The sequence below is a fragment of the Streptomyces sp. NPDC054932 genome (assembly GCF_053610205.1).
This window is the reverse complement of record NZ_JBSGXU010000016.1, coordinates 18,472-28,375: the sequence shown is the minus strand read 5'-3', so window position 1 is coordinate 28,375 and position 9,904 is coordinate 18,472. Positions and strand designations below refer to the sequence as shown.

12 protein-coding genes are annotated in these 9,904 nt (G+C 68.6%); 7 read left to right on the top strand and 5 right to left on the bottom strand.

Annotated features, from left to right (window positions below):
- Together ACWGE1_RS07020 and ACWGE1_RS07015 are read right to left on the bottom strand one after the other, a co-directional pair.
- A partial coding sequence (locus ACWGE1_RS07020; RefSeq protein ID WP_453419519.1) for a DUF4140 domain-containing protein occupies window positions 1-605 on the bottom strand: 605 nt, incomplete at its 3' end.
- A gap of 132 nt (window positions 606-737) precedes the next feature.
- The gene (locus ACWGE1_RS07015) at window positions 738-1,250 is read right to left on the bottom strand and encodes a hypothetical protein (protein WP_453419518.1); all 513 of its coding nucleotides are present in this window, start codon (window positions 1,248-1,250) and stop codon (window positions 738-740) included.
- A gap of 388 nt (window positions 1,251-1,638) precedes the next feature.
- Here ACWGE1_RS07015 and ACWGE1_RS07010 point away from each other — a divergent pair, with 388 nt between their 5' ends.
- Window positions 1,639-1,968 (top strand): hypothetical protein, encoded by a 330-nt coding sequence (locus ACWGE1_RS07010; protein WP_453419517.1) that lies wholly within the window; start codon window positions 1,639-1,641, stop codon window positions 1,966-1,968.
- 131 nt (window positions 1,969-2,099) lie between these two features.
- On the opposite strand, the gene ACWGE1_RS07005 is transcribed toward ACWGE1_RS07010, so the two are convergent.
- The gene (locus tag ACWGE1_RS07005; RefSeq protein WP_453419516.1) at window positions 2,100-2,300 is read right to left on the bottom strand and encodes a hypothetical protein; all 201 of its coding nucleotides are present in this window, start codon (window positions 2,298-2,300) and stop codon (window positions 2,100-2,102) included.
- Between the two features lie 777 nt (window positions 2,301-3,077).
- Entirely contained in the window at window positions 3,078-3,275 is a 198-nt protein-coding gene (locus ACWGE1_RS07000; RefSeq protein WP_453419515.1) for a hypothetical protein, read from the bottom strand.
- Window positions 3,276-3,468: 193 nt separating this feature from the next.
- Between ACWGE1_RS07000 and ACWGE1_RS06995 the strand changes: the two genes are divergently transcribed.
- The 3 genes from ACWGE1_RS06995 (at window position 3,469) to ACWGE1_RS06985 (ending at window position 4,944) form a co-directional block, all read left to right on the top strand.
- Window positions 3,469-3,633 carry a hypothetical protein gene (locus tag ACWGE1_RS06995; protein WP_453419514.1) on the top strand — a complete coding sequence of 55 codons (165 nt, stop codon included), beginning with the start codon at window positions 3,469-3,471 and terminating at the stop codon, window positions 3,631-3,633.
- Window positions 3,634-3,637: 4 nt separating this feature from the next.
- Window positions 3,638-4,303 carry a hypothetical protein gene (locus tag ACWGE1_RS06990; protein ID WP_453419513.1) on the top strand — a complete coding sequence of 222 codons (666 nt, stop codon included), beginning with the start codon at window positions 3,638-3,640 and terminating at the stop codon, window positions 4,301-4,303.
- Between the two features lie 239 nt (window positions 4,304-4,542).
- The gene (locus tag ACWGE1_RS06985) at window positions 4,543-4,944 is read left to right on the top strand and encodes a hypothetical protein (RefSeq protein WP_453419512.1); all 402 of its coding nucleotides are present in this window, start codon (window positions 4,543-4,545) and stop codon (window positions 4,942-4,944) included.
- A 22-nt stretch (window positions 4,945-4,966) separates the two neighbouring features.
- Here ACWGE1_RS06985 and ACWGE1_RS06980 read toward each other — a convergent pair whose 3' ends face one another.
- Window positions 4,967-6,088: an IS630 family transposase gene (locus ACWGE1_RS06980; RefSeq protein WP_453419511.1), complete on the bottom strand. Its 1,122-nt coding sequence runs from the start codon at window positions 6,086-6,088 to the stop codon at window positions 4,967-4,969.
- An 856-nt stretch (window positions 6,089-6,944) separates the two neighbouring features.
- Between ACWGE1_RS06980 and ACWGE1_RS06975 the strand changes: the two genes are divergently transcribed.
- The 3 genes from ACWGE1_RS06975 to ACWGE1_RS06965 all read left to right on the top strand — a co-directional run bounded on the left by ACWGE1_RS06975 (window position 6,945) and on the right by ACWGE1_RS06965 (window position 9,803).
- On the top strand, window positions 6,945-7,841 hold the full coding sequence (locus tag ACWGE1_RS06975; RefSeq protein WP_453419510.1) for a site-specific integrase: 897 nt from the start codon (window positions 6,945-6,947) through the stop codon (window positions 7,839-7,841).
- Between the two features lie 4 nt (window positions 7,842-7,845).
- Window positions 7,846-8,193, top strand: a complete 348-nt coding sequence (locus ACWGE1_RS06970) for a helix-turn-helix domain-containing protein (protein WP_453419509.1) — start codon at window positions 7,846-7,848, stop codon at window positions 8,191-8,193.
- A 620-nt stretch (window positions 8,194-8,813) separates the two neighbouring features.
- Window positions 8,814-9,803: a site-specific integrase gene (locus tag ACWGE1_RS06965; RefSeq protein ID WP_453419508.1), complete on the top strand. Its 990-nt coding sequence runs from the start codon at window positions 8,814-8,816 to the stop codon at window positions 9,801-9,803.
- Window positions 9,804-9,904: the final 101 nt, after the last annotated feature.

The following is a 9,904-nucleotide window of genomic DNA, read 5'->3' as shown; positions in this document are numbered from 1 at the left end:
ACGGCGCCGTCGAGCGTGAGGAGCGCGGAGACCGTGGTCTCCACGTGTGCTGACGGTGTGTCGGTGGAGGCGCGGGCGAGTCTGTCGGCGGCGATGCCGAGTTCGTGCTCGACGCGGCGCAGCGCGTCCTCCAGCTCGGCGAGGCGGGTGTGCAGTCCCGTCAGCCGACCGTCGACGAAATCGGCGAGCTCCAGCCACGCGTCGACCGGCGTACGACGGTGCGGGTCCTCTGGGTTGGGGACCGGCGGCACCGGGGACAGGGCCCTGACCTCCTCGATCAGGCCCAGTTGCCGGTCCCGGCGGCCCCGTACGGCCGCTGATTCCTCGCGCAGCCGCTCGACCTCGTGCCGCAACGCATCGGGTGCGCCCGCGCCGAGCGGCTGGGCCTCGACCTCCACCCGGGCCTCGGTGACGCGTACGCCGGGGGCCCCGAGCACACCGGCTCGCAGCGAGCCCGGGTCCAGCGAGCGGGGCAGTCCCGTCACCCGCACCCGGCCGTCCGGCGGCACGCTGCCCCGGGCCAGGCGGCGGCAGACCGCGCCCTGCGCGTACACCACGACAGAGTCGAGGGTCGATGCCCACCTCTGTGCCGATCCCACCGTCATGTGTCCTGCCCCCCGCCGTGTCCGTGCCGATCGAAGCCTACGCCCGTGAACGGCGAACGTGATCGGCCGGATCCCTGTTGCGGGTTGTGCGGATGCGGATGCGGCGGTTACGGGGGTGGGGCGGCCGCGGGCTCAGTAGCGCAGGGCCGTACCCGTCTGGGCCGACACCGTGCCGGACAGCTTGTGCGTACTGCGGGCCGTTCCCTGCCCCGTGCCCTTGCCCGCGACGTCCGTGATCGTCACCACGACCGTGTCGATGAGATTGCCGGCCTCGTCCTTGAACTCGACCTGCACCGCGAAGGACTTCGTCGCGTCGTCCGTGTTCTGCGCCGTCACGGGGACGGTCGTGTAACCGTCGGCGTCGGTCGCCACGGACCCCAGGGACACCTGCTCCTTGGCGTTGACCCCGTCCTTCACCCCGGCGAGCTTGTCCTTCGCGACGGCAGCCGCCGACTCGGCGGCCCGCTTGGCCTCGGCCGCGGCCGACGAGACCGCCTCGCCCGCCGACTTCACCGCCGACGCGGCGCTCGACACGGCCCCGGACGGGGTGCCGTCGCCGTCCGAACAGCCCGCGGCTCCGAGCGCCACGGCCGTCAGCACCACCGCACCTGCCGCACCACGCATCCACGCGACCGCCGTCATCATGCCTCCTGCCTCCACGGGGTTCCGGACTTCCGGACTTCCGGACCTCCCAGTCAAAGGCGCGGCGGCCCGGATGCCCAATGGACCGGGCATCCGGGTGAAGCCGTACGGCCGCTCCGCCGCCGGCAAAGACTTCTCACATGTCCTTGTCAAGCCGGGGTGATCATGGGCGGAACCTCCCCGACGAGGGCAGCGGCAGAGCGCGGGTCAGCCGCAACAGGGTGTCCTTGCAGATGTCGATTGTCATGCGCTGGAACAGGCGAGCGCCTGGCCGGCCGCCAAGGAACAAGGCCACATCGGTCAGCTGAGCGTTGAGAGCGTTCGTGCGGCGTGAGCGGTGAGGGGTCAGGGCCGGTATCTGCTCGGCGAACGTCCGACGGACACGGCGATCGTGCCCGCACACCAGTCGACGCGCACGGCCGCAGACGAGGTCGGCAGGCACATCGCCCACCGGGACATCGGAAGACACCTGCGCAGGCTGCTGGCCCACGCGGGCTTTGCGGAGGCGCGCATGGACGTCGAACTCGTCGTGTACGGCTCCGTCGAGGAGCTGTCCTACATGGTCTCGTTGGAACACGTCGTGGAGCGTGCCTGCACTGCAGGGCGTATCGCACACCCCCGCGGCGACGCGCTCCTGCGTGAGCAGCGTTCGCTCTCGGAGGCGGGGGCCTTCCACGCCTCGATCAACCGTTCAGTTCTCGCCCGGGCCCGGCGCCCGTAGGCTCGAACGGGACATCGCACTGCCGCTCGGTACGGCCCCCTCATGTCCCGGCCACGCCGCGGTCCCGAGCAGCTGGGAAGCACGGTAGGGCCGGCACCTGTCGAGGTGGCGGCCCTCAGCTTCGGGCTGTCCTACGGAGCAGGGGTGAACTCCACATCGGTACCGCCGCAGCCGGCCGCGATGTCGAGCAGCCGGTCCCTCTCCGACTTGTCCACCGCCAGGCCCCCGCGCAGCTTCGTCGCCGTCCACTCCGCGATGGGGCGGCTTCGACCGGCATCCGATCCGGTCCGGTACGCAAACGCCGCACGCTGGCAGGACACCTTCTGTGACAACCGGCCCCGACCCAGCCATGAAGCGCGTCCGGGGTGCTTCAGTTGCAGATCGGAGCCTTCGCGAGCGGTGGCGCTGCGGTGGTGGGCGGGATGGAGCGTATCCAGGTCGCGGAAGCGTGCGGCGCAGTGGACGGGTCGGTGTCGACCGATCGCCTGCGTGGGACAGGGGGGAGGCGATGCAGTCGATGAGGTCCAGGAGCCGCGTCGGCTGATGCGGCCAGTTGTAGGCGAAGAAGGCGATGCCGAGTCCGTCGCGGAGGGCGGCGAGGTCGAGGAGGAGTTCCAGCCCGGCGGCTGCGGCGCATGTCGCAGGCCACCACCGCGATGTGGTCGTCCAGGGCCGTCCACACCGGGGCGAAGGCGGGGTCCCGAGTCGATGTCCAGCTCGCCGGCCGGAGTCAGGCACAGAGTCGGACCGTAGCGTCGGATCATGATGTGGAACTCGCTTGGCATGCTGTCCCACCTCACGGCCATGCCGCTCTTGATGCGCCGACGGGGCCAGCGGACCTGATGACGGCCCGTTTCGATCGTCGTCCTGCCCTGAACCCGGCCGCAAGCGGGATCAGGGCGAGAGAGCCTGCCGGTGACGCGGAGGCGGCAGCCGCCCCGCGGGTGTCCACCTGGCAGCCGGTGCAGGGGACGCCCAGTCGTCTTCTCGGCCCGCGATGACGCAGCGGGGACCACCGCGGCTGCGGGGCAGGCATGACAGGACCCGGCCAAGGTGACTACGGGCCTGGCCGGGTCCTGCGTGCGTGGGTGTTACCGCTCCGGCGGTGGTCAGAGTTCTTCGTCACGCATCTCGTCCCGCTCGCGCTCGCGGAACATCTCCTCCTGGCGGCGCCGCTTGAGCTCCTCGGGGCTCAGGCCCCGCTCGCTTCCCTGGCCCGCGCCGGGGTGAGCCTGGCCCGGGCGCATCCGATCCTGCTTCTCGCGGCCCTTGCCCGGTTCCTGACGCTTGTCCTGCGTACCGCCCATGACGGCGACTCCTCTGAGGTGTGTGGAAGAATTCCTCCCCGCTCACGCTGCCACCCAAAGTCACATCACGCACCATTTGCGTCACTGACCGTGGTGGACGAGTGACGTCGTCGGAGGTGTCGGAGAGCAGCTGGCACGCGTGCCACGGACGATGTGCCCGTACCCCGTCGGCGCGACTGTCAGGAGCCGACTCATGCTGGAGCGCACACTGCGCAAGGACCGCACCGAGGTCACCTTCATCCTTCCCGTCGACGTTCCGCCCGGCCCCGTCAGCGTGGTGGGCGACTTCAACGACTGTCAGCCCGGCGTCCACACCCTGACGCCCCGCAAGGACGGCAAGCGCGCCGTCACCGTCTAGTGCTGTGACCGAGAAGGTTCACCGGGTTCGCGCCGACGCCCGCCGGCTTGGTCGGGCGGTCCGGGGTGTCGGCTGGCCTGACTACGATGCCAGCATGGGCTACACCACGACATTCACCGGTCGGATCGCCGTCGAGCCGCCGCTCAACGAGCAGGAGATCGCCTACCTGCGAAAGTTCGCCGGCACCCGGCGCATGGACCGTGGCAACGGCCCCTACTACGTCGATGGCACTGGCCACGCGGGACAGGGCCGCGACGCGGACATTCGCGAGTTCGACAAGCCCGCGGCGGGCCAGCCCGGCCTGTGGTGCGAGTGGGAGCCCACGGATGACGGGGCAGCGATCGAATGGAACCGACACGAGAAGTTCCACGACTCATCCGAGTGGATGGTCTACCTGGTCGACCACTTCCTGAAGCCTGGCGCTCATGCCCAAGGCCAGCCCGGGTTCGAGAACTTCACCTTCGACCACGTGCTCAACGGTGTGATCGACGCGCAGGGCGAGGAGTCCTGGGATACCTGGCAGCTGATGGTGCGTGAGAACGAGGTGTCCGTGTCTGGGCCCGTGGAGCCCGAGACGGCGTGGCTCTGTGGGGGCTGCGTCGCGCTGATCGCTGATGAGGACACCATCTGTTGCCCAGGGTCGGAGCCGATGCTGGCGTACGCCGAATAGGTTGCTCGAGCCGACGGCCGCGGTGCCGGCCGATTGGACCGGCGGGCCGCTGCGGCGCGGGTTCGGCTCGCACATTCGTCGATGCCCGGACGGACCTGTCTCCCGCATCCGCCTTACCTAGTGCTCTAACCGGGAAGGTTCGCCGGGTCGGTGATGTGAGAGGTGGTGAGCTGCAGGGGCTGCAGGCGGGAAGGTCCGCACCATAAGATCTTGGGCTCAGGTGCGGATCGGAGGACGAGATGATGGAACAGCCGCGGATACGCCTCGGTAGCGATAGCGCATGGCTGGAACTGACTTGGACCGATGAGGACAGTTGGCAGGTCACAGCCGACTGGTGCTCCTGCCTGACAGCAGACTTCACGGCATACCTCAGCACCGCAGAGGTCGCTGACTTCGCAGCACGGATGCTCTCTCGCCTGCAGGACCCGTCGGGAGGACGCTTCTCCGAGGCGGTGAGCCCAGGCCGAAACAACCCTCTGGCCTTGACGGCGGAGCCCGTCGGGGACGGCTTCGCCTTCTTCGTGCGGCTCACGCCTAACGGAGACGACGACGTGTGCCATTTTCAGATGGAGATCGATCCGATCACCACCCTCGAACTGCGAGAGACCTTCGATGCCCTCCAGGCAGCGCTGACTGAATGACTTCCGGAAGCACCCGCGCTGGTCAGGCTGTTGCCATCAGCGGACGCCCGCCCCAGCGGATGCCTTTCTCGCTGCGGATGCGGGCGCGCTCGCGACGCTGGGCGGCCAGGACGCCGGGGTGGCGGGCATTCTGGTTGCGCCAGCGGAGGTAGGCGTGCAAGGCCCGGGGCTGGACCGTGTGGTTGCGGTGGTGGGAGTTGGCGACGGTGAACTGCCGCAGCGGTCCGAAGTGGGCCTCGATCGGGTTGGCCCAGGACGCGTAGGTCGGGGTGAAGCACAGCTCGACCCGGTTCTTCCTGGCCCAGCGTCGGATCTGCTCGCCCTTATGGGAGGAGAGGTTGTCCGGGATGACGTAGATCGGGGCGCCGTCCGGCCTGGCCGCGCGGATCGACCTGAGTGCGGCCAGGGTGTTCACCGCACCCTTCTTCTTGTGGTTGACGCCCCACAGGGTGTCGTCGCCGACGGAGTAGCAGCCGTGAAAGTAACGGACTCCGTGGGTGCGGTGGTAGGTCGCCGGCAGGCGGTTGGGCTTGCCCTGCTCAGCCCAGCAGGAGCCTGCGGTGGGCCGGATTCCCAGGGGCCCGAACTCGTCGGAGGCGAAGACCCGGTCCGGGAAGTGCTCCAGCACGTGCTCGATGCGGTCGAGCTTGGCGTCGCGGTCGGGGTCGGGTGACTCCTTCCACGTCTTCGTGCGCTGGAAGGTGATGCCGCGGCGCAGGAGCAGGCAGCGTAACGCCTCGCAGCCGATGCGGATGATGCGTCCGTGGACGCGACGCAGGTAGGCGGCGAGTTTGCGGACCGACCAGCGGGTGAAGGGCTGGCCGAGCCTGGTCGGGCGGGTGGTGGCCGTCTGGACGACGAAGTCCTCGTCGTCAGGACCGAGAAGGCGGGGACGGCCTCCCGCCCATCGAGGGTCCAGACAGGCCAGGCCAATTTCGTTGAACCGGTGGATCACGTCGCGGACGGTGTCCTCGTCGGCCTGCGTCAGCTTCGCGATCACCGGGACCCGGTTCCCGCCGGCCGAGGCCAGCAGCATCATCCCCCGCCGGAACCGCACCGAACTGGTGCTGCCCCGGCGCACGATCTGCTGCAGCTTCTGCCCCTCCTGGTCGGTCAACCTACGCACACGGACAGGCTCTGCCACCACACCCCCAGCGGTCGGATCCAACGTCACCGCACATCCAACCGCCGGAACTGCAAACCCGGCGAACCTTCCCGGTCAGAGCACTAGCTGCCCAGCTAGAGCAGCCACGCGTTCCGGTACCTGGCCGCGGGGGACTACTGGTTCAACGACGACACCGAAGGCGACTTGGACGGCCCCAACAGCCGACTCCACACCTGAGCGGCGTAACCGAGCCTCCGGTGGTCCGTTGAACTGACGAACGCTCCCCGCGCCGCCCCGTTGTCCTCGCTGCGCAACAGGCGCAGTCCATCAGCGGGGGCGAACCGTACGTCCTGCGGGTGGACGGTGGCCGAACGGATGTTCCGCCACGGCAGGTCAGGCCTTGCATCGGCCGCGGCAGGTGTGGGTGAGGGGGTCGGCGAGCTGGTCGTGGTTCATCGACGAGCGGCCCGGGATGCAAGTGGAGATCCGACGGGTTCCAGCGAGTGCTGGGGTGACGTTTCACCATGGTTCAGCCTGGTCAGAGGCTTGCGGAGAAGGTCCACTCGATCGTGTGAGTTTCTGAGGATTGCTAGCAGATTCCAGGAGTTAACCACGTAATTTCTCGGCTTGTGGCAGATTCCGGGACACGTCGTTTCTCCCTGATCACAGGCGAGGGCGGCGTCGGTACGTTGGCGGGCGAGCCTGGGGTGGCCGATGTCCTGACGTTGCAGCGGCGGGCGAGTGAGTCATCGTCGCCGGAGGGCGAGCGCGAGCTCTATCAGGACACCCTGGCCGAGTACTGCTGGGCCCGGGACGTGGCGGGGCTGTCTCCCAGAACGTTGCAGAGCCTCGTACAGCCCGTGCTTGAGGTCTGTACGTTCTACGGCGTCGTTCCGTGGCGGCTGACTTCGCGGGACCTGGACCGGTATTTCTCGGGGCCGGGCAAGGCGGGCCGGCACTCCACGATGCGGTCGAAGATGACCCGGATCGACGGGTACTCGCTTTTCTGGAACAGCGGTACGCGGGTGAGATCATGCGGCGGTTCGGCGCCGCGATCGAGTCTCCGATCGACTCTTTCAACCGCCCGCGGCACCGAGGTGACTTCGGCCTTCGGATCCCGCCCTCGGCGCGGGCGACGACGGAGTTCTTCGCCTCGTGGCGGGACGCGCTGCCAGCCGTGCGGAAGTATCCGGTGGCGGTCCGCAATTACGTGATGTCGAAGCTGACCTACATTTCCGGGGTGAGGGCGGCCGAGCTCTGCGGGGTCCGGCTCGGGGACGTGCACTGGGAGCACGGCCAGTGGGGCCGTTTCCTGGTCCAGGGCAAGGGCGCCCGCGGGTCGGGGCCGCGCGAGCGCGAGGCTTTCCTGTTCCAGGAGGGCCGTGATCTGCTGTGGTGGTACATCGAAGAGGTCCGGGGCGAGTTCCGCGACGATCCCAGCGATCCGCACGCGCCGCTGTTCCCCTCTGAGCGCCTGCCCGCGGCGATCGCCGCGCTGAACATGCCGATCGCGCCGGCGGTCTGCCCGGACACCTTTCGACGGGCCTTGAAACTGGCCTCGCAGGAGCATCTCCAGGGCCCTGTCACCGAGCTGTTCCCGCACTTGCTGCGGCATGCCTGCGCAACCCACAACTACGAGTCGGGAATGCCTCTCTGGGACGTCCAGGTCCTTTTGGGTCATGTCTGGGCATCGACCACGGTTGGATATCTGGCGACCGCCAAGGGAGATCCCGAGCGGCGGAGCCTGGAATCGTCTCGGCGAGCCGTTCGCCGACTGAGCGGGGAGTCATGAAGCTGTGAAGTGGAATCTGCGCTGGGTCGCTGCCCGGCGCGGCATCTGGAGGCCGACCCAGCTGCAGGCCGCCTTCGCCGAGGTGGGGTTCACGCCCTCGCTGAGCAAGGTCGCCGCTCTGTGGTCGAACAAGCCGATCACGGTCCGTCTCGACGATCTGGACATGATCTGCACCGCTCTGCAGTGCACGGTCGCCGACCTGATGGAGGCCGAGCCGGTCGCCACGGCCGCCCCCGATCACGGCCCACAGCGGCGGGCGGCTGGCGACGACACGGGCCAAGGTGCAGGGGCTGCCAGCCCGGTCCCCAGGCCCTCATCGGGCGGCCGACGCCGGTCGCTGCCTCCGAACTGAGGGCGGCCGATGCCGTCCCGCCGACCGCCTTTGCCCACGCCAAGAAGGCCCATCCAACTGGCCGTTTTCCCGAACGGCGTCACGTGTCCTCCCATCGCTCCTTCTCACAAGGGGACCACACGGGCCTCCACCCGCAACCGGCCTCTGCATGAGAGCCGTACTGACCCGCACATTCTTGCGACGCAGATCGACGGGCAGCTCGGCCTGTTCCCGACGCCACCCCGGTCGTTGCTCGTTACTCAGGCGACCCGCCTTCGCGACCGTGAGATCCCCGACCTGCCGATGCTGTTGGCCGCCGTGGAGGAGATGGCCGTCGAACGCGGAGTCAGCAGTGTCTCGCTGCGGAGAATGCGGGCCCTGGGAACGCTCGCGCTGGCGGCGCGGGAGCCCGGCGAACGGCTAGTCCGCCCCGAGAACCTGGCGGACCTGCCAGCCATGGCCCCCACCATTGCCCAGGCACTCAAGCGAGCTGGTCTGCTGGCCGAACGCCGGCCGCGAATCGTCCCGGCGTTCCTCCTCACTGGCGGTAGTTGTGCCCACTGCCTGGCCTGGTCGAACGACAGATGGACCACCTGTGTGATGTGCTCAGGCTGGCGCCTGAGCCACCCCTGGACGGCTCCTTGCTCGCGCTGCCACCGCTCTCTGCCGCTGGGCAACGGACTCTGGCGGTTCTGCACGCTCGTCCTCGCGGAGAGGACGACACCGTCGACGCGGACCTGACCGCGGCACGGGCCATCGCCGACGAACTGCCCCAGCCATACGATGCCGCGGTCAACACCTGGATCGACGTCCTCACCGGCCAGGCCGCCAAACCCAGCCTGCCACTCAGGCCAGCCAGCATCCGACACTACGTCCGGGATGCGGCCCCCGTCCTGAGAGGCTGGGCGGCCGACGGCATCACCGACCTCCGGGAGATCACCAAGGACCACATCGACGATGTACTGCAAGCGACGCCCGGGGCATCGCTCAAACGGACCCGCCACGTCGGACTCAGGTCACTGTTCAAGGCCCTACGGCGCGAACGCCGGATCTTCCGCGACCCCGCCCGTGGCGTCTCGCTGCACACCAGCACACGCCTGCCGACCCCACTTCGCTCTGATCAGCTACGGGGTCTCCTCCAGAAGGCCCCTGACGCTCGCAGCCAGCTGATCATCGCTCTGATCGCCATCCACGGACTCACCCCCATCGAGCTGCGTCGGCTGCTGGTGCGGGGCCTGGACAGAGCCGACGGCCGCCTCCGCGTCATCAGGCCCGGCAGGCCCGACCACATCGTGTTCCTTGACGAGATCACCCTCGCACTGGCCACAGCATGGATCGCGGATCGGCACCGCTACTGGCCATCCACCACCAACCCACATCTCCTCGTCAGCAGGGAGACTGCCACCTCCGATAAGAACCCACAGGTCAGCAAGCTGGTGGTACAGCTGGCATGCCGACCGACCGGCGTCACCTCGACCAAGCTCCGCGAAGACCGGATTCTGGACGAGGCCCACGAGAACGCCGACCCCCTCCACCTGATGCACCTGTTCGGACTGTCGCAGAAGACCGCGATCAAATACGTCGCGACCGCCCACCCTGCCGACATCCGCCCCGACCCCATCGCCCCATGACCCAGACGCATAGGGGCTGGGGGCCAAATATGAGCATGACTTGAAGGGTCTACGCCGAAATCGGTCCAGGTGAAGAATTCATGACCATCAGTGCCGCGGGG